This is a genomic window from Hydrogenophaga sp. FW305-3-2-15-A-LB1, assembly GCF_058787875.1.
This window is the reverse complement of the sequence record NZ_JBYTAE010000047.1, coordinates 1-21477: the sequence shown is the minus strand read 5'-3', so window position 1 is coordinate 21477 and position 21477 is coordinate 1. Positions and strand designations below refer to the sequence as shown.

At 66.2% G+C, this 21477-nt stretch carries 25 protein-coding genes; 15 read left to right on the top strand and 10 right to left on the bottom strand.

Annotated elements, in window-relative coordinates; all coding sequences use genetic code 11:
• The 6 genes from AC3WPZ_RS15530 to AC3WPZ_RS15505 all read left to right on the top strand — a co-directional run bounded on the left by AC3WPZ_RS15530 (position 1) and on the right by AC3WPZ_RS15505 (position 6185).
• Entirely contained in the window at positions 1 to 1362 is a 1362-nt protein-coding gene (locus AC3WPZ_RS15530) for an LLM class flavin-dependent oxidoreductase (protein WP_492440445.1), read from the top strand.
• A 26-nt stretch (positions 1363 to 1388) separates the two neighbouring features.
• Positions 1389 to 2684, top strand: coding sequence for an O-acetylhomoserine aminocarboxypropyltransferase/cysteine synthase family protein (locus tag AC3WPZ_RS15525; protein ID WP_382324264.1), 1296 nt, complete (start codon positions 1389 to 1391; stop codon positions 2682 to 2684).
• 31 nt (positions 2685 to 2715) lie between these two features.
• Positions 2716 to 3024, top strand: coding sequence for a c-type cytochrome (locus AC3WPZ_RS15520; RefSeq protein WP_492440443.1), 309 nt, complete (start codon positions 2716 to 2718; stop codon positions 3022 to 3024).
• 30 nt (positions 3025 to 3054) lie between these two features.
• Positions 3055 to 4323, top strand: a complete 1269-nt coding sequence (locus AC3WPZ_RS15515; protein WP_492440464.1) for an FCSD flavin-binding domain-containing protein — start codon at positions 3055 to 3057, stop codon at positions 4321 to 4323.
• Positions 4324 to 4333: 10 nt separating this feature from the next.
• A complete protein-coding gene (locus tag AC3WPZ_RS15510; protein ID WP_382158650.1) occupies positions 4334 to 5272 on the top strand; it encodes a CysB family HTH-type transcriptional regulator in 939 nt (312 codons plus the stop codon).
• Positions 5273 to 5342: 70 nt separating this feature from the next.
• Positions 5343 to 6185 carry a phosphodiesterase gene (locus AC3WPZ_RS15505; protein ID WP_492440441.1) on the top strand — a complete coding sequence of 281 codons (843 nt, stop codon included), beginning with the start codon at positions 5343 to 5345 and terminating at the stop codon, positions 6183 to 6185.
• A 316-nt stretch (positions 6186 to 6501) separates the two neighbouring features.
• On the opposite strand, the gene AC3WPZ_RS15500 is transcribed toward AC3WPZ_RS15505, so the two are convergent.
• The 4 genes from AC3WPZ_RS15500 to AC3WPZ_RS15485 all read right to left on the bottom strand — a co-directional run bounded on the left by AC3WPZ_RS15500 (position 6502) and on the right by AC3WPZ_RS15485 (position 10591).
• Positions 6502 to 8739 (bottom strand): hypothetical protein, encoded by a 2238-nt coding sequence (locus tag AC3WPZ_RS15500; protein ID WP_492440439.1) that lies wholly within the window; start codon positions 8737 to 8739, stop codon positions 6502 to 6504.
• 215 nt (positions 8740 to 8954) lie between these two features.
• Positions 8955 to 9245: a nucleotidyltransferase domain-containing protein gene (locus tag AC3WPZ_RS15495; protein ID WP_492440437.1), complete on the bottom strand. Its 291-nt coding sequence runs from the start codon at positions 9243 to 9245 to the stop codon at positions 8955 to 8957.
• On the bottom strand, positions 9242 to 9892 hold the full coding sequence (locus tag AC3WPZ_RS15490; protein ID WP_492440435.1) for a hypothetical protein: 651 nt from the start codon (positions 9890 to 9892) through the stop codon (positions 9242 to 9244). Before AC3WPZ_RS15490 ends, AC3WPZ_RS15495 begins: the two co-directional genes overlap by 4 nt.
• 3 nt (positions 9893 to 9895) lie before the next feature.
• A complete protein-coding gene (locus tag AC3WPZ_RS15485) occupies positions 9896 to 10591 on the bottom strand; it encodes a hypothetical protein (protein ID WP_492440433.1) in 696 nt (231 codons plus the stop codon).
• Positions 10592 to 11155: 564 nt separating this feature from the next.
• Here AC3WPZ_RS15485 and AC3WPZ_RS15480 point away from each other — a divergent pair.
• From AC3WPZ_RS15480 to AC3WPZ_RS15465, 4 genes are all read left to right on the top strand, one after another.
• Complete coding sequence (locus AC3WPZ_RS15480) at positions 11156 to 11434, top strand: hypothetical protein (protein WP_382324250.1); 279 nt, start codon at positions 11156 to 11158, stop codon at positions 11432 to 11434.
• A 27-nt stretch (positions 11435 to 11461) separates the two neighbouring features.
• Positions 11462 to 11824 (top strand): hypothetical protein, encoded by a 363-nt coding sequence (locus AC3WPZ_RS15475; protein WP_492440431.1) that lies wholly within the window; start codon positions 11462 to 11464, stop codon positions 11822 to 11824.
• 22 nt (positions 11825 to 11846) lie between these two features.
• Entirely contained in the window at positions 11847 to 12209 is a 363-nt protein-coding gene (locus AC3WPZ_RS15470; protein ID WP_492440429.1) for a hypothetical protein, read from the top strand.
• A 152-nt stretch (positions 12210 to 12361) separates the two neighbouring features.
• Entirely contained in the window at positions 12362 to 12532 is a 171-nt protein-coding gene (locus tag AC3WPZ_RS15465) for a hypothetical protein (protein ID WP_382324246.1), read from the top strand.
• Positions 12533 to 12544: 12 nt separating this feature from the next.
• Here AC3WPZ_RS15465 and AC3WPZ_RS15460 read toward each other — a convergent pair whose 3' ends face one another.
• From AC3WPZ_RS15460 to AC3WPZ_RS15450, 3 genes are read right to left on the bottom strand one after another with little or no spacing between them, the layout of a single operon-like run.
• Positions 12545 to 13489, bottom strand: a complete 945-nt coding sequence (locus tag AC3WPZ_RS15460) for a hydroxyacid dehydrogenase (protein WP_492440427.1) — start codon at positions 13487 to 13489, stop codon at positions 12545 to 12547.
• A complete protein-coding gene (locus AC3WPZ_RS15455; RefSeq protein ID WP_492440425.1) occupies positions 13486 to 14172 on the bottom strand; it encodes an RraA family protein in 687 nt (228 codons plus the stop codon). The genes AC3WPZ_RS15460 and AC3WPZ_RS15455 overlap by 4 nt, the downstream gene beginning before the upstream one ends.
• A 24-nt stretch (positions 14173 to 14196) precedes the next feature.
• Positions 14197 to 15168, bottom strand: a complete 972-nt coding sequence (locus tag AC3WPZ_RS15450) for a Bug family tripartite tricarboxylate transporter substrate binding protein (protein WP_382324242.1) — start codon at positions 15166 to 15168, stop codon at positions 14197 to 14199.
• Between the two features lie 105 nt (positions 15169 to 15273).
• On the opposite strand from AC3WPZ_RS15450, the gene AC3WPZ_RS15445 reads away from it, so the two are divergent.
• Complete coding sequence (locus tag AC3WPZ_RS15445; protein ID WP_382324240.1) at positions 15274 to 16032, top strand: IclR family transcriptional regulator; 759 nt, start codon at positions 15274 to 15276, stop codon at positions 16030 to 16032.
• A complete protein-coding gene (locus tag AC3WPZ_RS15440) occupies positions 16032 to 17207 on the top strand; it encodes a putative sulfate/molybdate transporter (protein ID WP_492440423.1) in 1176 nt (391 codons plus the stop codon). Before AC3WPZ_RS15445 ends, AC3WPZ_RS15440 begins: the two co-directional genes overlap by 1 nt.
• Before the next feature lie 9 nt (positions 17208 to 17216).
• Here AC3WPZ_RS15440 and AC3WPZ_RS15435 read toward each other — a convergent pair whose 3' ends face one another.
• Together AC3WPZ_RS15435 and AC3WPZ_RS15430 are read right to left on the bottom strand one after the other, a co-directional pair.
• Complete coding sequence (locus tag AC3WPZ_RS15435; protein WP_492440421.1) at positions 17217 to 17855, bottom strand: response regulator transcription factor; 639 nt, start codon at positions 17853 to 17855, stop codon at positions 17217 to 17219.
• 89 nt (positions 17856 to 17944) lie between these two features.
• Positions 17945 to 18841, bottom strand: coding sequence for a LysR family transcriptional regulator ArgP (locus AC3WPZ_RS15430; RefSeq protein WP_492440419.1), 897 nt, complete (start codon positions 18839 to 18841; stop codon positions 17945 to 17947).
• 72 nt (positions 18842 to 18913) lie between these two features.
• On the opposite strand from AC3WPZ_RS15430, the gene AC3WPZ_RS15425 reads away from it, so the two are divergent.
• The 3 genes from AC3WPZ_RS15425 to AC3WPZ_RS15415 all read left to right on the top strand — a co-directional run bounded on the left by AC3WPZ_RS15425 (position 18914) and on the right by AC3WPZ_RS15415 (position 20543).
• Complete coding sequence (locus AC3WPZ_RS15425; RefSeq protein WP_382324232.1) at positions 18914 to 19534, top strand: LysE/ArgO family amino acid transporter; 621 nt, start codon at positions 18914 to 18916, stop codon at positions 19532 to 19534.
• Positions 19535 to 19543: 9 nt separating this feature from the next.
• Positions 19544 to 20185, top strand: coding sequence for an FMN-binding negative transcriptional regulator (locus AC3WPZ_RS15420; RefSeq protein WP_444686335.1), 642 nt, complete (start codon positions 19544 to 19546; stop codon positions 20183 to 20185).
• A gap of 64 nt (positions 20186 to 20249) precedes the next feature.
• Positions 20250 to 20543, top strand: coding sequence for a DUF1330 domain-containing protein (locus AC3WPZ_RS15415; RefSeq protein ID WP_382158686.1), 294 nt, complete (start codon positions 20250 to 20252; stop codon positions 20541 to 20543).
• A 15-nt stretch (positions 20544 to 20558) separates the two neighbouring features.
• On the opposite strand, the gene AC3WPZ_RS15410 is transcribed toward AC3WPZ_RS15415, so the two are convergent.
• The coding region (locus AC3WPZ_RS15410) for a hypothetical protein (protein WP_492440417.1) at positions 20559 to 21477 on the bottom strand (919 nt) is incomplete at its 5' end.

Genomic DNA, 21477 nt, shown 5'->3' with positions numbered 1-21477 from the left:
ATGACCACCCCTCGCCAGATGCACCTCGGTGCCTTCTTCTTCGGCGCCGGCCACCACCTGGCCGCCTGGCGGCACCCGGACGTGGTGCCCTCGGCCGGCGGGCAGATCGCCGCGCTCACCGAATGGACGCAGCTGGCCGAGGCGGCGAAGTTCGACGCCATCTTCTTCGCCGACAACGTGGGCCTGCCCGGCCCGCCCGACGAGGTGGTGGCGAAGAACGCGCTCTGGTACCCGCTGGACCCGCTGCTCACCCTGGCCGCGCTGTCGCAGCACACCACGCACATCGGCTTGGTGGCCACGGTCTCCAGCACCTACCTGCCCCCTTACCACCTGGCCCGCAAATACGCCTCGCTCGACCAGCTGAGCGGCGGCCGGGCGGGCTGGAACCTCGTCACTTCCGGCAGCGACTTCGAGGCCCGCAGCTTCGGCCTGGACCAGCAGATCGCCCACGCCCAGCGCTACGAGCGCGCGCGCGAGTACGTGCAGGTCGTCAAAGGCCTGTGGAACACCTGGGAAGACGACGCCTTCATCGAAGACAAGGCCCACAACCGCTTCTTCGACCCCACCAAGCTGCACCGCGTGGCGCATGACGGCGAGCACTACAAGGTGCACGGCGGCCTGCAGACGCGCCGCTCGCCGCAGGGCCACCCGGTGCTGGTGCAGGCCGGCTCGTCCGGCGACGGGCAAGACCTGGCCGCCGCCAGCGCCGAGGTGGTGTTCACCGCGCAGCAGAGCGCCGATGAAGCGCGCAAGTTCTACAACAGCCTCAAGGGTCAGCTGGCCGGGTATGGCCGCTCCACCGACGCGCTGAAGATCCTGCCCGGCATCTCGCCCTTCGTGGGCCGCAGCGAGGCCGAGGCGCGCGAGAAGTTCGAGGAACTGCAATCCCTCATCGACCCCGTGCTCGGCGTCGGCCTGCTCTCCACCCTCCTCGGCAACGTGGACCTCTCGAAGTACCCGGTGGACGGCCCCTTCCCGCAAGACCTGCCGGTGACCGAAGGCTGGCAAAGCCGCCAGGAACTGTTCGCCGGCCTCGCGCGCCGCGAAGGCCTGAGCATCCGCCAGCTCTACGAGCGCGTGGCCGGCGCGCGCGGCCACTGGACGGTGGTGGGCACGCCCGAATCCATCGCCGACCAGCTCGAACACTGGTTCACCACCGGCGCGGCCGACGGCTTCAACGTGCTCGCGCCCACGCTGCCGCACGGCCTGAAGGATTTCGCGCAGCTCGTCGTGCCCGAGCTGCAGCGGCGCGGCCTGTTCCGCACCGAATACACCGGCCGCACCCTGCGCGACCACCTGGGCCTGCCTCGCCCCGCGCACCCGGCCACCGTGCAAGCCTCGCGCGAGCTCGCCACGGCCTGATCAACCACAACAAGGAGAAGACCCTCATGTCCGCCCACTGGAAATTCGAAACCCGCTCGGTGCACGCCGGCTACAAGCCCGACCCGACCACCAAGGCCGTGGCCGTGCCGATCTACCAGACCGCCGCCTATGCCTTCGACAACGCGCAGCACGGCGCCGACCTGTTCGACCTGAAGGTGCCGGGCAACATCTACACGCGCATCATGAACCCGACGCAGGACGTACTGGAACAGCGCATCGCCTCGCTCGAAGGCGGCATCGCCGCGCTGGCGCTGGCCTCGGGCCAGGCCGCCGTGACCTACGCCATCCAGACCATCGCCGAGTCGGGCGACAACATCGTCTCCAGCACCGCGCTCTACGGCGGCACCTACAACCTCTTCGCGCACACGCTGCCGCAGTTCGGCATCACCACGCGCTTCGCCGACCACCGCGACCCGGCCAGCTTCGAGCCGCTGATCGACGCGCGCACCAAAGCCATCTTCGTCGAGTCCATCGGCAACCCGCAGGGCAACATCACCGACATCGCGGCCGTTGCCGCCATCGCGCACAAGCACGGCGTGCCGCTGATCGTGGACAACACCGTCGCCTCGCCCTACCTGCTGCGCCCGATCGAGCACGGCGCCGACATCGTGGTGCAGTCGCTCACCAAATACCTCGGCGGCCACGGCACCAGCATCGGCGGCGCCATCATCGATTCCGGCAAGTTCCCCTGGGCGGAGCACAAGGCCCGCTTCAAGCGCCTGAACGAACCCGACCCGAGCTACCACGGCGTGGTCTACACCGAGGCCCTGGGCCCGGCGGCCTACATCGGGCGCGCTCGCGTCGTGCCGCTGCGCAACACCGGCGCGGCCATCTCGCCCTTCAACGCCTTCCTGATCCTGCAAGGCATCGAGACCCTCTCGCTGCGGCTGGACCGCATCAACAGCAACACGCTGCGCGTGGCCAAGCACCTGGAGCAGCACGCCAAGGTGGGCTGGGTGAACTACGCCGGCCTGCCCAACCACCCGGACCACGCGCTCGCCCTGAAATACCTGGGCGGCCACGCCTCGGGCCTGCTCACCTTCGGCGTGAAAGCCGCCGCCGGCGAAGGCCGCGCGGCCGGCGCGCGCTTCCTCGATGCGCTGCAACTCTTCACCCGCCTGGTGAACATCGGCGACGCCAAATCGCTCGCCACCCACCCCGCCTCCACCACGCACCGCCAGCTCTCGCCCGAGGAGCTGGCCAAGTCCGGCGTGCCCGAAGACGCGGTGCGCCTGTCCATCGGCATCGAACACATCGACGATCTGCTGGCCGACCTCGACCAGGCCCTGGCCGCCGTCTGAACGAACGAACCCATCACAACAAGAGACCACGATGAACCAGAAGAGACTCCTCGGCCTCGCCGCCACCCTGCTGCTGGGCGGCGCCGCGCAGGCGCAGACCGCGCCCGACCTCCAGGCCCGCGCCTGGGCCGCCTCGTGCGCGGCCTGCCACGGCACCGACGGCAAGAGCAACAGCGCGATTCCCGCCATTGCAGGGCAGGACAAGGCCGTGCTGCTGCAGAAGCTGCGGGCCTACAAGCAAGGCACGCTGCCCGCCACCGTGATGCACCAGCACGCCAAGGGCTACACCGACGCCGAGCTCGACCGCCTGGCCGCCCACTTCGCGCGCCAATCCAAATAACAACAAGGAGCCCACCCCATGAAGCAACTGCTGCAACGCCGCCACTTCCTCGCCGCCGCCGGCGGCACCGTGGCCGCCCTGGCCCTGCCGGGCTGCGCCTCGGTTTCGTCCGCGCCCAAGGCCCGCGTCGTCGTCATCGGCGGCGGCTTTGGTGGCGCCACCGCCGCCAAGTACATCCGCCAATGGGCGCCCGAGATCGAGGTGGTGCTGGTCGAACGCGAAGCCGCCTTCGTCTCCTGCCCGCTGAGCAACCTCGTGCTCGGCGGCACGGAAAAGATCGAGAACCTCACCACCGGCTACGACGCGCTGCAGAAAAAGCACGGCGTGCGCGTGGTGCGCGACGAGGCCACCGCCATCGACGCGGCCAGGAAAGAAGTGCGCCTGGCACGCGGCGACACACTGAAGTACGACCGCCTCATCGTCTCGCCCGGCGTGGACTTCCAGTTCGACCAGGTGCCCGGCCTGCAAAGCGCCGAAGCGCAAAACCAGGTGCTGCACGCCTGGAAAGCCGGCCCGCAGACCGTGGCCCTGCGCAAGCAGCTCGAAGCCCTGCCCGACGGCGGCGTGTACGCCCTGCACATTCCCAAGGCACCCTACCGCTGCCCGCCCGGCCCCTACGAACGCGCCGCGCAAGTGGCCTTCTACTTCAAGCAGCACAAGCCGCGCAGCAAGGTGCTGGTGCTCGACGCCAACCCGGACATCACCTCCAAGAAGGCCCTGTTCCTCAAGGCCTGGAACGAGCTCTACCCCGGCATCGTCGAATACAAGCCCAACAGCGAGATCGTGCGCGTGGACGCGGCCAACCGCACCGTGGAACTGCAGTTCGAAACCGTGCGCGCGGGCGTGCTCAACGTGGTGCCGCCGCAGCAGGCCGGGCGCATCGCGCAGACCGCCGGGCTCATCACCGCCAACAACAAGTGGTGCGGCGTCAACTTCCAGACCTTCGAATCCACCGTGGCCCCGGGCATCCATGTGCTGGGCGACGCCACGCTCTCGGCACCGGGCATGCCCAAGTCCGGCTTCATGGCCAACAACCACGCCAAGGTGGCGGCCGACGCGGTGATCGCGCTCATCCAGGGCCGGCCGGTGAACGCCGAACCCATCATCGCCAACACCTGCTACAGCTTCGTGAGCGACACCGACGTGGTGCACGTGGCCAGCGTGCACAAATGGAACACCGAACAGAAAACACTCGTGGCCGTGAACGGCGCGGGTGGCCTCACGCCCACCGCCAATGCGCTCGAAGGCCAGTACGCCCGGTCCTGGGCCAAAAACATCTGGGCAGACGCCTTGCTCTGACGACAACGCCATGAACTTCCAGCAACTCAGATCGGTTCGAGAGACGGCGCGCAGCGGCTTCAACCTCACCGAGGTTGCCGCCATGCTCTACACCTCGCAACCCGGCGTGAGCCGGCAGATCCGCGAGCTGGAAGACGAGCTGGGCGTGACCATCTTCGCCCGCGCGGGCAAGCGCCTCACTGGCCTCACCGGGCCGGGGCAGACGCTGCTGCCCATCGTGGAACGCCTGCTGCAGGAAGCCGACAACCTGAAGCAGGCCGGCAAGGAATTCGTCTCGCGCCTCGAAGGCGGCCTCTCGATCGCCGCCACCCATTCGCAGGCGCGCTACGCCTTGCCGCACGCCGTGCGCGACTTCCGCGCGCTGTTCCCGCAGGTCACGCTCAACCTGCACCAGGGTTCGCCCAAGCAGGTGGCCGAGATGCTGATCGCGGGCGAAGCCGACATCGGCATCGCCACCGAAGCACTGGCCAACTACCCGCAGCTCGTCACGCTGCCCTGCTACCGCTGGACGCACAGCGTCGTGGTGCCGCACGGCCACCCGCTGCTGCGCGTGGAGGGCCCGCTGTCGCTGCAACAGCTGGCCGAACACCCCATCATCACCTACGACCAGGGCTACACCGGCCGATCGCACATCGACGACGCGTTCGACAAGGAAGGCGTGCGGCCCAACGTGGTCATCACCGCCATGGACGCGGACGTGATCAAGACCTATGTGGAACTGGGCATGGGCGTGGGCATCGTCGCCAGCATCGCGGTGGACCCCGACCGCGACCGCCACCTGCACGCGCTGGACGCGCGGCACCTGTTCGAAATCAACGTGACCCGCCTCGCGGTGCGGCGCGGCACCTGGCTGCGTGGGTATGCGTACAGCTTCATCGAGAACTTCGCGCCGAGTCTCACGCGGCAGATCGTGGAAGAGGCGCTGAATGATGAGATCGTGACGGTGTAGCCGGGCGTCATCTTGCGTGAGAATGAGCGCGTGTTTCGCCAGCACCGCCACCCCACCCGAGCCCCACGCCATGAACCAGGAAACACCGCGCCTGAACCTTGTGCAACTCTCCGACCCCCATGTGGTGGCGCCGGGCATGCGCCTGATGGGGCGCATCGACACAGCGAAGTACCTCGCCCAGGCCGTCGAGCGGGTCAACCAGATCACACCACGCCCGAGCCATGTGCTGATCACCGGCGACCTCGTGGACCAGGGTTCGCTCGACGAATACCGGCACCTGCGCGAACTGCTCGAGCCACTGCCCTGTCCCTACTGGCTGATGCCCGGCAACCACGACTCGGTGCCCCAACTGCGCGAAGCGTTTCCCGACCATGCGTACCTGCAAGGCAACCCCGAAGACGACGGCACGATCGCGGCGTTCGTGCTCTATGAGCTTGACCTCGGCAGCCATCGGCTGCTCTCAATGGACACGACCGTGCCGGGCAAACCGTTCGGCACCTTGTGCGCCGCGAGGTTGAACTGGCTGAGCAAGCGACTGGACGCCCAGCCCGAGATGCCCACCCTCATCGCCCTGCACCACCCGCCCTTCACCACCGGCATCGCCTTCATGGACGGCATGGGTCTGCGCGAAGGCGCCGAGGAACTCGAACGCATCGTCTCGCGGCACCCGCAGGTGGAGCGCTTGCTGTGCGGTCATCTGCACCGCACGATCCTGCGGCGCTTCGGCGGCACGCTGGCGATGACCGCGCCCTCCACCGCCCACCAGATCGCCCTGGGGCTGCTGCCGGAAAGCGAACCCGCCTTCATCTTCGAGCCGCCGGGCTTCTACCTTCATGGCGTGCAAGCCGACGGCAGCCTCGTCAGCCATTTGCAACCGATCGGCGATTTCGGATCTGCCCAGCGGTTCGGCTGAGGCCTGCTGCCAGCCCGCGCTAGCGCCCCATCGTCATCCGTTCCACTGGCTCCGTATGGGACTGCTACAGACTGGTTGCTGCTGGATGTGCCGACGCCTTGGACGTGCGATTTGCACCACATTGCAGACATTTAGAAGTTGTGGTTGAGGGCGAGCGCCATCAGATGTCGTAGCCGCGACTATGCAGCAATCGACAACGCTGGATGGCCGTCGAAGACCTCTTTTTGATGCCGGGCAACTAGGAGGTCAGTTACTGAATGGCGTTCGTCGGTTCCCGTGGCACGGAGCAGGGAAGCGCATTGGTCTCCGCGATTGACTAAACGTTATCAACAGTGGCCGTGACCGTCGCTTGGTCCTGCCTCTGAAGAAACTTGATAGTTCCCTGCCGATAGTCCCACTCTGCGCCAACCGTTGAGTGCCCAACTCGATGTCGGCGCAATAACAGCCCGAACAGACAGTCTGCAAACTTTGTCCTCGTTTTTCCAAAGATCAAGTCGGGCATCTCGTATAACCCCAGCAGCGTTGGAATTGCGAACAGAAGGACTGGAACCCACCACGCACTTGCAAACCAACTCATCAAGGATCCCGGGGGTGCGTCTTTCAGCATCGTTGGGAGCCATATCTGCGCTGCTACAGCGAGGACTGTCAGAACCACGCCAATACCCGCACCCGCCCATTTGTGCGCTGTACACGCCTTCTCGAAGCAATAACGCGCCTTGATCTGATCTAGGAGCCGCACTCTACGAGCAGCTTTTCTGGCGCGTTGTCTAGCTAGTTCAACTCCCGCCTTTACCTCCGCGAGCTCAGCGTTGCTCGTCGCCAGTTCCGACTCGACACGTATTCGATCGTTGGTAGCGCGCTCAATCTCCAGGTTTTTCTCCGCCGTAATCTCTGCGGCCGTGGCTCTTCGGATAGTTGCCAAAAGCTCAAGAACGCTGTCATCGCTCACTAACCGTAGATCACCAAACGTCGCATCCATTAAAGCCCGCTCCGCTCGTTGGTCCAAAATAACCGCAGCAAAAATCTTGGCGTCTTCTGGCGAGGTCTCCAGGAGCGTGTTGTGGACACGCACCACCACGTCACGTCGCAAGGAAGTTGCCGCCGAACAATTCGCAACAAGTAGTTCACGGCTGACTGCTCCAATGCTTCCCCCCTGTGTAATCCAAATCAGGCCAGCGAGATGCCGGTCGGCAATCGCGAGAGGAGCCATGCGCTTCACCCGATCGTTGGTTGCCCGCTGGGTCTGCATCAACCAACCTTTCCACGCATCATTGGCCGTCCGCTTCAGCACCGGATTCCGAGTGACTAGTGTTGGGCCTGCACTGGCTAGCTTCGTTGGCACCTCACGACTACTGCGAAGCCTAATCAGATCGCACACGCTAGCGACGTCGACCTCTCGCCCCTCGCTACTGTTCCAACCAGCCAGACTTCCCCTTATGGCGGCCTCCTCGGCTGCGCCTACTCTTGCGCGTATGGCCTCGGGCACGGCTATAGCAGCATCGACAATCCGGCAACCCAGTCTATCCACCAGTGTCTGTTCGACATGCCCAACAATCGCGCGCACGCGGTCCCGCACCAACGGTGGCTCAACTGAGTACACACTGGGACCGGTGGCAGTACCTTGCAAGTAACTCAATCTACGCGCGTCGAGAACGCGCTCAACCTCGCTGACGCTATGCAAAAACACACACAATTGCGCGCCACTCGAAACTAGTGACTTTGCCAGCTCGGCACCGTATGCATCACGCCCGATATTCACTCCCAGGATGTCCATGCAGAGCGGCGCATCCAAGTAAATGTCCAGTCCTTGAAGCGCTTCGCCTCTCTTGGGCGGATCCTTGTACGTTAGCAAGCTCTCTGCAACGAGATTTGCGCCCGCAATCTCGCAGAGCAATTGGAACCCATCCGGCGAACTGTCACGTACCTGGAGCAAGTAGGTGGCAAACAGATAGTCGAGATGTTCTTGCATTTGGCCGGCGCCATCGGACTTCATGTCTGCATCTGCAGCGTCCCCGGCTGGTCTGCTCAACGTGATGGTCTTTCCAGTGCGCTTAGGCGCTTCCGGTGAATCTCTCCGACTAAGCAATGCCAACGAGTCAACATGCATCAGTCGCTCGAAGAATTCGTGATCGAGTATTGCATCCGTTCTTTGCGCTAGCTCGCTACTTCGATGCCTTATAAATGCTCGGAATCGAGAGAGTACTTCGGACACCGCAGCCTTCGTAACTAGATTTGGCTCATCCTCACTACTCTTGGCATAGGTGTAGACAGTGGCGTCCCGCGTCTGCGTATGGACAACTAGCAGTCCTGCACGATGGAGTCGCTCGGAAAGCGACTCCATCACCAGAACCGGCATGCTCAGCCCATACGCATCACGAAGCGCATCGCACAGCTCAGAGGGAATGAATCGGCTGCCGGCTCGCGAGTCGGCAAGTGGACGAATGAATCCGAACAGCCCCTCATAGAGATCTGCACGTTTGACGGTGTCGCCCAGCACCGCCCAAGCCATTAGGGCACGTTCGCCCGGCGTTCGCGTTATCTCCACTAGCGTCATCCTCCTTTTGCAAGCATATCCTGCGCTGGGCTTCGGCCTAGATTTTTCCCGTTATTGCCTTGCCAAAGCGAGCGGCGATTACTCCACGACTTCTTGTGCTCACTGACACCAACATTGAAAGCTGCCGGTCCCAGGGAGTAATCACCAGCGCTGTAAGCGCAGCGGGCAAGCGTGCACACAGTTGACAGAGCGATGTATTGAATGCATCTCACCTCTCATGGGAAGATGACATGGCAGCGTTGTAAGCGGATCGCGTCGGTCTCAGTGGCTTCATCGAAGGTCAGAAGGGCAAGATGAAGAGGTAAGGCGAACGCATCGGGATCTATGGCTCCTCGAAGCGCATCAGCTTGGTCGTCACCGCTGCAAATGATCATAAGGTCGATATCCTTTGCACCCGGATCGTCTCGCTCGACAGAACCGAAAAGATGCCATTCGGTGTCATAGGCCGTCGGTCCGAGGGAGACGGCGAGTTCCCGCAGGCGGGTGACGACGTCCTGGCGAATCACGAGCCCAACCGCTTCATCAAATCTCGGAAGCTCAGAGCTTGCGCCCCCATGTCAATGGCTGCAGCCTGCGCTTGTGCGGTGATTGAGCCATAGTTGGAAGACTTGACGATCACATCAAAGCGGCCGATGCGCTCCCTTGCATATCGCACGTCCTCTGCGCTCATGTTGTACGCGTCAATTACAGCAACGGCTATGCTCCCCCCGCGCTTGCGCTCGACTTTGATGACAGAGTCGTAGATGTAGGAAAGACCCGTGACATTTGAGTGCTGCTTCATGGCCCTGATAAAGAAGCCCATGCCCCTATCCCGGTAGGAGCCGGCATCTCCGGTTGCGGCAGCGCGCGCTACATCGCCCAAGGTCCCGAACGCAGCAGATGCCGTATGGATGCGGTGGATGGCAACACCGCTCCACAAGGTCTTGGAGGGTACGTTTACTACTAGCTGCGGCATAGTGCCTCTGGAGAAGAGTGGGTCAACGTCGGCCGGTTCGATCACCCTGTCACTGGGCACGCTCAAGACAGCGACGACAAATGTGTAGTCGGTCTTTGACCTAACGACCAAGTATCCCTCGGGAGATCGATTTACCACTTCGAGGTTCTGGCTCTCCGCTAACCTCCCTGCTACCCACTGGGTCAAGTCCCCGTTCATAGGTCAGTTCTCCAAGACTTTCTGAAATTCGGCAGGGAAGCGAGACGCGTCTTCATTTTTCCCCTCGATATGAAACGCTTCGAGGTCGTCAATGTGCTGCCGAAATTGCTCGAGCGTTGCCATCTCACCGTTTTTCAGCAGATGACGGTTGGCGTCGAGAATCGCAAGTATCCGCCTGCTGTTTGGCAGGATGCGTGTCAGCATCTTGCGCTTCCATTGTTCTGCCGCGCCGCTCTCTGGGTTGCGAGCGGCCTCGATGTGTGGGCCGTATTGGTCAAAGATCGCGTGGTTTTGAGCCAAGAGAGGCTCGATGACCTGTCGAGCATCACCACGAGTATCGAACTTCACCGCTCCGAATAGCTGCTGAAGCTTGCTAGCGTGTTCGCGTTTCCACCCCAACATCATTGCGTCTGTGAATGCCTGCGGCGCCTTGTCTACCATGGTGTGGCAGTTCGCGCAAAGCATGACCAGATTTTCGAAAGCGCCACGCTCTTCTGCGCTGAGATGGGGATCGGCACGAGGACCGCCGTCGTTGGCGGCAAAAACGTGAGCCATCTCGGCGATGTGGATCGACTTGCCTGCGGCATCTATGAAAAGCTCATTGGCACAGCCGGGGTTCTGGCAGTAACCCGCCGATGCGGAAAAGAGCCGCCGCTGCGTATGCAAATCAGGCGAAGCAGCCCCTCTTGAACAAGCCATCGTTGTAGGTCTCTCTTTTATTGAATCGCCCCGTATGGTGGTCGCGGGTCCGACCACAGTCGCTTAGGCCGGACTATTCAGCTGGCCCTTCGCCGCTACTACAAGCTCATTTAAGTCAGTTTAGCCATGGAACCACTGCCAGCAAGCCGTGGCCCGTCATGACTAGACTGAATGACTGCAATGTGGTGCAAATTGCACGTTCGGTTCGCGAGTGTGGCCTTCAGCAATCGCTGCAGACCGGCCACCCACTTTAACCATGCGATGGCGCAAGGCCAAATTCGGCCATTTGCATTACATATCCCTAGCTATACTCCGCCGATCGCGTCCAAAAAAGGCGTGATCGGGATTGGTCTCCCGTCCGCAGTTCCTGCAGCGAAAGCCGCAGGCCTCCTCCGCAGAGTTCTGCGGCTTTTTCGCTCGTGCTGCTTTTTGGCGGCTCGAGCGGGGAGTCGCGAGACTCGCCGGTTCCCGCAGGGACTGCCCGGTAGACCAACCCGTTCGGGCCGCCGCCCCTCCACAAGAGGGGCGACGGTTGTCGCAATCCGTATCCCGGGGAGCCTCTACATGGCCATCAACCTTCGCCTCTCTTTCCAACACGCGCTCGCTCGCCTGCGCCCCAAGAGCTTCGCGCACGAAGTCTCCGACCTCACCGCTCAAGCCTTCCACCGGCTCAACCGGCTGGGCCTGTCCCTGGAAAGCCAGGTCGATGACGACATCGTCCATGCCGTCCACGACGAGCGACGCAAGGCGCTTCACGACGAGGCGAGCCGCCGCTATATCGACCTGTTCGACACGCTGCTGGCGCTGCAGGCGCTGGCCGACAAGAACAACGGCCGCCGCTGAGGCGCCAGCCATTCAGGCTTTGACCTCATGGCGGACCAACGCACCATCCCCACCAGAAAGCCGCGCGGCGTGCGCGTTCTCGGCGCTGCCGCATCGGCCGACGCGACCGAGGCGCGGGTCTCGTCGCTCGCGCTGCAGGCGGCCAACCAGGTGACCGAGCTGTCGATCACCTTCAAGGCCTATCAGGCGCTGGAGCGCTTCATCTCGCCGGAGTACGAGCACGAGGTGGACGACGCTGTGCCACCCTCGCGCTCGGAGCTGGGCTCGTTGCTGCACACGCTGAATGCCGAGATGCAGCGGCAGCTCGGCGCGCTGACGGACACCACCACGGTGCTGCAGGCGCAGGTGGAGAGGAAGTCAGCGGCGGCATCTTCTTCTTCGCCGCCGTAGCGCCACCTACAATCCGGCGGCCATGTCGATGAACCGTGCGTTCACTGCCGCGCTGCTGTCTTTGCTGGTTCTTCTGGGTGTTTCCCTGGGGAACCCGGCGGCGCGCCTGAGCGCGCACGCGCCCCACCCCTACGCCCAGGACGACGGCACGCCGTTGCGCCAGGCGGTGATGACGGCGGCGGGGCGGTCTGCGATGGCGGCCCTGCGCCCCGTTGCCAAGAAGATGGGGGCGAAGGGGACCGATGGCGCGCTGCCGGTGGTCAGCGTCACGTTCACCACGCTCGACACCCCCGGGGGCGAGGCCCCCGACCGCCGTGGCCCGAGGCTGCCCGAGCCCGCGCCCCTCGGCTACCTGGCCCGCGCGCCACCTGCCGCCCTGGCGTGACGCCTGGCGCGCCGGTTGGTGCGCCACCCCCCTCTTCCTCGCCTGACGACGCCGCTGCCGCGTTGCCTCGCCGTGCCCTCCTGGCCCAGGAGGCCGCGGGGCGCGCCGCCGCCGCGCGTGCCCTTCCCTATTTCTCTATCGGACGCATCTTCATGACTTCACTGGACTACGCCTTGACCATCGGCGCCATCGCCGCCCTGCTGCTGTGGCTGGCCTGGAACGAACGCAAGGCCGACAACGCGCGCGATGCCGGGCTGCTGTTCACGCTCGGCTCCATCGTGGGGGTGGTGGCCGGCGCGGTGGCGCTGTTTCTTCCGGCTTGAACCCGATCGGGCTCAGCGGTCCGCCGAGACCTCTGCCTCGCGCAGCACGACGAGCAGGTTTTCGCTGGCCGCCAGGCCCATCTTCACGTAGGCGTCGGCCGTGACGCCGCCGATGTGCGGGCTGAGGATGATGCGGTCTTCGTCGCGGAACGGGTGGTCGGCCACCATGGGTTCCATGGCGAAGCTGTCCAGCCCGGCCGAGGCCACGTGGCCTGAGCGCACGGCGTCCAGCAGCGCGGCTTCGTCCACCAGGCCGCCGCGCGCGGTGTTGACGATGAGCACGCCGGGTTTGCAGCGCGCCAGGGTGTCGCGGTTGAGCAGGCCCCGGTTGTCGTCGGTCAATGGGCAGTGCAGCGAGATCGCGTCGGACTCGCGCCAGAGCGTGTCGAGGTCCACCACCTCGATGTCGGCCGGCACCTTGCTCGCGTAGGGGTCGAAGCCGATCACCCGCATGTCCAGCGCCTTGGCCATGCGCGCGAAGCGCTGGCCGATGGCGCCCAGGCCGATGAGGCCGATGGTGCGGCCGGCCAGTTCCACGCTTTTGTGCGTGGCCTTGTCCCAGTGGCCCGAGTGCATGCGGGCGTTCAGGGCCGGCACGGACTTGGCGCAGGCCAGCAGCAGCGCCATGGCCTGCTCGGCCACGGCCGCCGCGTTGGCGCCCACGGCGGCGCGCACTTCCACGTGGCGCGCTGTCGCGGCCACTTTGTCGATGGTGTCGGTGCCGCTGCCGTGTTTGGAGATCACGCGCAATGAAGGCGCGGCGTGGATGGCCTCTGCCCCCACCTTGCCGTAGCGCACGATGATGGCGACGGGGTCGTGTTGCTGGCAGAGCGCGACGATGTCCTGCTCGCTGGGGGTCTTGCCGGCATAGACGATGTCGAAATCGGTCAGCAGCGCGAGCGCTTGTGGGGCCAGGTCGGCGGCGGTGACGAGGATGGCGGGCCTGGTGGAGCTCACAGCCGCTCCCCTTCCTTGAGCACGCCGGCCGAGCGCAGCGCGGCGTCCAGCCATTTGGCGGCCGTGTCGCCCTGCTGGATGGCGGCGATGCGCGCGGCTTCGTCTTTCACCTTTTTCTCGGCCAGGGGCAGCAGGGCTTCGATCTTCTCGCGCTCGACGATCACCACGCCGTCGGCATCGCCGAGCACGAGGTCGCCGGGGTGCACGGTGACGCCACCGATGGAGATGGGGTGGCCGATGCGGCCGGGCACGAGCTTGGTGGGGCCGTTGGGGTTGGTGCCCACGCTGAACACGGGGAAGCCCATTTCCTCGAGTTCGAGCGAGTCGCGCACGGCGCCGTCGAGCACCACGCCGGCGATGCCGAGTTTCTGGCACGCGGTCATCATGATGGTGCCCATGAGCGCGGCGGTCTGGTCGCCCTTGCCGTCCACCACCAGCACGTCGCCGGGTTGGGCGAGCGAGATGGCGGCGTGGATCATCAGGTTGTCGCCGGGGCGCACTTCCACGGTGAACGCGGTGCCCACCACTTTCATGCTGGGGCGAAGGGCGGTGATGCGGCCGTGCAGCGCGCCGCGCCGGCCGGCCACGTCGGCCAGGATGGCCGCCTGGTAGGCGCCGGCCTGCTGCACGATGTGCGGGGGAACGCGCTCGAAGTCGCGGAGGATGTCGGGGGTGGTGGTCACGGTAGGGGTCCTGAAGGAAGTGAATCAGTCGAGCTTGGCGCCGGAGTCCTTGACGACCTTGCCCCAGCGCACGATGTCGTCGCCGATGAGCTTGGCGAAGGCTTCGGGGGTGCTGCCGGCCACGTCAGCGCCCTGGTCGCTCAGCTGTTTCTGCAGGGCGGGCAGTTGCAGGGCCTTGTTGATCTCGGTGTTGAGGCGGGCCGTGACGTCCTTGGGCAGGTTGGCCGGGCCGAGGATGCCGAACCAGGTGACGGCCTCGAAGCCCTTGTAGCCGGACTCGGCGATGGTGGGCGTCTGCGGCAGGTCGTCCACGCGCTTGAGCGAGGTGACGGCCAGGGCGCGCATCTTGCCGTTCTTGATGTGGCCGATGAGCGTGGGGATGGACGACACATAAACCTCCACGCGCTCGCTGATCACGTCGTTGATGCCCTGGGCCGCGCCTTTGTAGGGCACGTGCATGAGCTTCACGCCGGCTTCTTTCTGGAACATCTCCATGGCCAGGTGGGCCACGGTGCCGTTGCCCGAGGTGGCGAAGTTCAGCGCGCCGGGTTTGGCTTTGGCCGCCGCGACGAGGTCGGCAAACGTCTTGTAGGGCGAGGTGGCCGAGACCACGAGCGCCAGCGGCGCGCTGGCCACCATGGAGATCGGCGTGAGGTCCTTGACCGGGTCGTAGGGCAGCTTGCTGTACAGGCTGAGGTTGATGGCGAGGTTGCTGGTCTGGCCGAGCACCAGGCTGTAGCCGTCGGCGGGCGACTTGGCCACGTTGTCGATGCCGATGTTGCCGCCCGAGCCGGGCTTGTTGTCGATGATGAAGGACCACTTGGTGGTCTCGCTGATCTTCTGCGTGACCTCGCGGCCGATCAGGTCGGTGCCGCCACCCGCGGGAAAGGGCACGACCAGGCGCACCGGCTTGTTGGGCCAGGCCTGGGCATGGGCGGTGGTGACGAAAACGGATGCCAGCGCGAGGCCGGCGAGGATGCGGCGGGAAATGATCACGGTGCTTGTCTCCAGTTGTTCAGCCAACCACGTTGGCCGTGGGACCGGACTGTAGGGAGGAGTTGCGTTCAGTACAATGCCGTTTCACGGAACGAAACGAGGTGCATGGTGCGCAATCCTCCCAAAGACGATGATGAACCCGCTGCCGGGGGTGTCAACGCGGTGACGCGGGCACTCTCGCTGATGGAGACTTTCCAGGCCGGCGAGGCCACGCTGTCGCTCGCGGAAATGAGCCGGCGCGCGGGCATGCACAAGACCACGGCGCTGCGCCTGGCGCGCACGCTCGCGCTCTCCAGCTACATGGTGCAGGCCGAGGACGGCCAGTGGCGCCTGGGGCCGGCCACGGGTTGGCTGGGCGCGCGCTACCAGCGCGGCTTCGACGTGAACTTCGCCGTGGAGCCGGTGTTGCGCGAGCTCGTGCAGCTCACCGGCGAGAGCGCCACCTTCTACGTGCGCGAGGGCAACATCCGCGCCTGCATCGCCCGTGTGGAAGGCGCGCAGGCGGTGCGCCACCACGTGCGCATCGGCGAGCGCCTGCCGTTGGACAAGGGCTCGCCCGGCCGCGTGATCCTGGCGTTCAGCGGGCAGCGCGGCGAGCCCTACGAAGAGATCCGCAAGCGCGGCTACCACCTCTCGCTGGGCGAGCGCGAACCCGAGGTGTCGAGCGTGTCGGCGCCGGTGTTCGGCCTGAACTGGCGGCTGCTGGGTTCCATGTGCATCTCGGGGCCGGGCTCGCGGCTCACGAAGCCCAAGCTGGAGAAATACGCCAAGCACGTGATCCGCGCGGCCAACGAACTGTCGTATGCGCTCGCGGGCAGCCGCTCGGCGAACACGCCACCGGTGGTGTCAAACTGGCACCCCTGATGAGCACCGAACCTTCCGCCAACACCACCGCGCCGCTGGCACGACCGGCCAACCGATTCGACCGCATGGAGTGGGCCGGTGCGTTCGGCGACCTGGGCACGCTCATTCCCTTTCTGGCGGCCTACATCGGCGTGCTGAAGATGGACCCGACGGGCGTGCTGTTCGCGTTCGGCGTGGCCATGCTGGTCTGCGGCCTGTACTACCGCACGCCGTTCCCGGTGCAGCCCATGAAGGCCATTGGCGCGGTGGCGGTGGCGCAGGCGGCGCAGACGGCGGTGATCACACCCGGCACCGTGGTGGCGGCGGCGCTGGTGACGGGCGCGGTGTGGCTCGTGCTCGGGCTCACGGGCGCGGCGCGCACCCTCTCGCGCCTGGTGCCGCCCACCGTGGTGGCGGGCATCGTGCTCGGGCTGGGCCTGGGCTTCATGCTCGAAGGCGTGCGCATGATGCAGACAGCCTGGGTGCTGGCCGCCGTGGCGGGCGCCGTCACGCTGGCGCTGATGTGCACCCGGGCCATTCCCGCCATGTTCGTGCTGCTGGCCCTGGGCGCGGCGGTGGGCCTGTACCAGAACCCGGCCCTGGGCTCGGCGCTGGCGAATGCGAACGTGCAACTGACCACGCCCACCTTCGCCCTGGGTTCGCTCTCGTGGAACGACCTGTTCATCGGCGTCGTGTTTCTCGCCTTGCCGCAGATCCCGCTGACGCTGGGCAATGCGGTGATCGCGATCAAGGAGGAGAACAACCGCCTGTTCCCACACGCGCCGGTGACGGAGAAGAAGGTGGCGGTGTCGACCGGCCTCATGAACGTGTTCAGCTCAACCGTGGGCGGCGTGCCCATGTGCCATGGCGCGGGCGGCATGGCCGGCCACGTGGCCTTCGGCGCGCGCACCGGCGGGGCCGTGGTCATTCTGGGTGCCGTGCTGCTGGCGCTGGCGCTGTTCTTCAGCGACTCGGTGCACGTGCTGTTCCAGCTCTTCCCGCCGGCGGTGCTGGGCGTCATCCTGTTCTTCACCGGCGCGCAGCTGGCCCTGGGCGCGGGCGCGCTGGGTGCGGCCAGAAACGACCGCCTGGTGGTGCTGGCCACGGCCGGCCTGTGCCTGTGGAACGTGGCCATCGGCCTGGCCGTGGGGCTGGTGCTGCACCACCTCGCGCGGCGCGGGTGGTTGCGGTTCTGAAAGACGGGCTCAGTCCTCGACGCCGATCAAGCCCTCGCGCACCGCCAGGCGCACCAGGGCGGGCACGTCGTCCACGCCCAGCTTGGCCATGATGCGGGCGCGGTAGGACTCCACGGTCTTGGGCGAGAGGTCCAGCTTCGTGCTGATGACGGCGCTGGTGAGGCCCCGAACCACCATGAGGATGACCTGCCTTTCCCGCGCCGACAGGGAGAGCACGGCGGCCGATCGGGATTCGGCCATCAGGCCTTCCACCGCCAGCGTGGATGCCCGCCGACAGAGGTACCGGTGGCCGTTGGCGACCACCTCCACGGCGTTGAGCAGCTCGAGGGATGCCGAGTCTTTCAGCACGTAGCCCAGGGCGCCGCGCCGCAAGGCTTCGACCACGTGCCGGGGGTTGGCCGACATGGTGAGCATGATCACGCGCGACGGCAGCTTGCGGCGCTGCACCTCCTCCAGCACGTCAAAGCCCGAGTCGGGCTCGAGGTGCAGATCAAGCAGCACCACCGAAGGCTGCAGGCGGGCGATGTCGGCGATGGCCGCCGCCGGGTGGCCTGCTTCGCCCACGACGCGGTGCCCGGCTTTCTCCAACACATTGCGCAGGCCTTCACGCAACATCACGTGGTCATCGACCAGGTAGATGTCAGCCATGGTGGCAACCGGTTGAGGCGTCCATCAGACCAGTATTTGCGTAGGCGACCAGGTCGTCTGTTGGGTAGCGAACACAGCCCGGGGGTTGGTCAGTGGGGCAACAGCGCTGCCGCGGCGGCGCGCGTGAGGTGCCGCGTGAGTTCGTCGAGCAAGGTGGAGGCCGCGCGCGCCTGCTGCCAGTGCAACGGCACATCGAGCGGGGTGCCGGGCACCAGTTCAACGAGGTGGCCGGCCTTGAGATGGGCACGCACCATTACCTCGGGCTGCAGGCCCCAGCCCATGCCCGCGAGGGCCGCCGTGACAAACGCATGCGGCGACGGCAGGGTGTGCCGGGGCAGCTCCACGTGCCGGTGGCACTGGCGGCGCGCCCAGCGCGCCTGCAGCTGGTCCTTGGTGTTGAAGACGAGGCTGGGCGCCTTGCCCAGGCTGCCGGCCCCCACGCCCTGGGGAAAGTGGCGCTGCACGAACGCGGGGCTGGCGGTGGCGAGGTAGCGCATGGTGCCCAGCGGGCGGCTGTTGCAGCCCACGGCCGGGCGCGCGGTGGCCGTGACGGCGGCGAGCACCGCGCCGCTGCGCAGCCAGTCCGAGGTGTGGTCTTCGTCGTCCACGGCCACCTGCATGAGCACGGGCGCCTGGGCCGCGAACGCGGCCACGGCGGGGGCGAACCACGTGGCCAGGCTGTCGGCGTTCACCGCCACCGGCAGCGCCACGCGCGCGACGCCTTCGGGCGCGAGCGCGGGCAGCGTGCCTTGCAGTTCCTGTTCCAGCAGGCTCACGCGGTCCACGTGCTGGCACAGGCGCCGACCGGTTTCGGTGGCTTCGCAGGGTTGGCCGCGCACCACCAGCGCGCAGCCCACGCGCTCTTCCAGCAGCCTGATGCGCTGCGAGACGGCCGAGGGCGTCACATGGAGCGCGCGCGCGGCGCGATCGAAGCTGCCTTCGCGCACGACGGCGGCCAGGGCGGACAAGGAGGCGTAGTCCAGCATGATTCAGTTTTGCTTCATCGGATGTAGTGAAGACAGTTTGCCTTCACAGCCCCGCACTGGCAATCTCGGGGCATGACGACAACTTTCATTCAAGGCCTGGTGCTGAGCCTGGGCCTGATCGTGGCGATTGGCGCGCAGAACGCGTTTGTGCTGCGGCAGGGCCTGCGCCGGGAGCACGTGGGCAGCGTGGTGCTGTTCTGCGCCGTGGCGGACGCGGTGCTGATCACGGCCGGTGTGCTGGGCATGGCGCAGGCGCTGGGCGAAAGCCCCGGCCTGGCGCGGGCGCTGGCGCTGGCGGGCGCGGCCTTCCTCGCGGTGTACGGCTGGCGGGCCTTGCGGCGCGCGCGCCTGCCGCAGCAGCTGACTGCCGCCGATGGGGGTGAGGGTTTGAGCCGAGGCGCGGCCGTGGCGCAGGCGGCGGCGTTCACGCTGCTCAACCCGCATGTGTACCTGGACACGGTGCTGCTGGTGGGCAGCATCGGCGCCCAGCAGCCGGCCGCGCTGCGCGGCTGGTTCGTGGCCGGGGCGAGCACGGCCAGCCTGTGCTGGTTCGGGCTGCTGGGCTTTGGCGCGCGCTGGCTGGCGCCCTGGTTCGCGCGGCCGCGCGCGTGGCAGGTGCTGGACGGGCTGATCGGCATCACCATGTGGGTGCTCGCGGCGCTGCTGGTGCGCCATGCATTCACCACTTCCTGAGGATGGACCATGTACGTTTCAAAGCACCACGCCCTCGATGACAGCGAGGCGATCTTCGGCCTGATGGAGGCACACCCGCTGGGCGCCTGGGTGTGCCATACCGCGGGCGGCCTGGTGGCGAACCATGTGCCCTTCTTGCTGGACCGCAGCCGAGGCGAATTCGGCACGCTGGTGGGCCATGTCTCGCGGGCCAACCCGATCTGGCGCGCGCTGGGCGCGGCCGCGCCTTCGGTGGTGATGTTCCAGGGGCCGCAGGCCTACATCTCGCCCGGGTGGTACCCGGGCAAGGCGGCCCACGGCAAGGTCGTGCCCACCTGGAACTACACAGTGGCGCATGCGCACGGCGTCGCGCGCGCGGTGGACGACCGGGACTGGCTGCTGGACATGCTGAACCGGCTCACGGCCACGCACGAGGCCGACCGGCCCGCACCGTGGCGCGTGGACGATGCGCCCGCGGACTACGTCGACCGCATGCTGCGCGCCATCGTCGGGGTGGAGCTGCCCATCCAACGTCTCGAAGGCAAGCTCAAGGCCAGCCAGGACGAAGACCTGCCCGACCGGCTGGGCACCGTGTGCGCCTTGCGAGCGGACCCGAGCGACGAAGCTCAGGCCCTGGCCGGGCTGGTCGAAAAGGCCCTGGGTGGCATGTGAAAAAGACGCGGCCTGTACATTGCGGGCTTCATCCCTGCTCTCAACAACCACACGAGGAAATCACATGCCCAAGGCTTACTGGATGGCCACCTACCGTTCGATCAGCGACCCCGCCGCCCTGGCGGAATACGCCAAGCTGGCCGGCCCTGCCATTCAGGCGGCGGGCGGGCGCTTCCTGGCGCGCGGCATGCCCGCGCAGGTGTACGAAGCGGCGGTCCACCAGCGCGCCGTGCTGATCGAATTCGACAGCGTGGCGCAGGCCACCGGGGCGCACGACAGCCCGCAGTACCAGCTGGCGCTCAAGGCCCTGGGCAATGGCGCGGAGCGCGACATCCGCATCGTCGAAGCGGTCGAATAAAAAGCCCTGAACCGGTCAGTGCGTGAGTTGTCGAACGCAGCTGACCGCGGTGGGAACGCCTTTGAACATCCCGGCGGAACCGCCACCGGGGGGCGCGAACGCATGGAACCAGGCGAGGGCCACCGGGCCCACGCTCCATTGCGTGGAACTCCAGCTCGTGGGAAAGCTGACATGGCCGGGCCTGTGCAGCCTCTCCTGCACCGACTCCCCGCTGGTGCATCCGGTGGAAGCGCTGTCGCTGAGCTCGCAGATGGCCGGCAGGTACCAGTCGGCATAGCCATTGATGGTGGCGCGGCAGGCGCCCGCCGCGTAACCCGTCAAGGGAACGCCCACATGCTCGGGGGCCGACACGATCCGCTGCGTGTTGCAGGCGCCGTCGAACTTGCCGTTGCAGAAGGGCAGCGGCCCCGCCGAGTTGTCGGTCACGCCGGGGATTTCGAACACGGCGCCGGGCGCGACGTTGTGCTGGCTCCAGTTGTAGAGCGCGGTGCTGTCGCCGGCAATGGCCACCTTGCCGCCGATGCTCGCGCTGGGGGGCGTGGCGTCGTCGAGGGCAAAGACATGACCACCCTGGTAGACGCTGCCGTAGTCAAGCACATGGACCTGAACCGTTGGCGTGTTGGTGTTGCTGCCCCGCACGGCCATGGACACCGGAACCGGCGCCAGGGCACCGGGCGGCGCGCTGGCCACCGCACCGGGCGTGATGGTGATGGTGCACGTGGCGCCGGGTGCCAGCGTGGCGCAGTGGTTTAGGTAGGTGGTGCCCGCCGGGAACACCACCGCCGGGTCGACCTCCACCAGCGTCGCGGGGTGGGCACCGGTGTTCACCACGCTGACGCTGCGCGAGGCGCCAGAGACCTTGAGCGCCAGGACGCTGAGGCTCACGCTCAGGGTGGTCGCGGCGGCGGGCGAGGTGAGAACGGGTGGTGGGGGT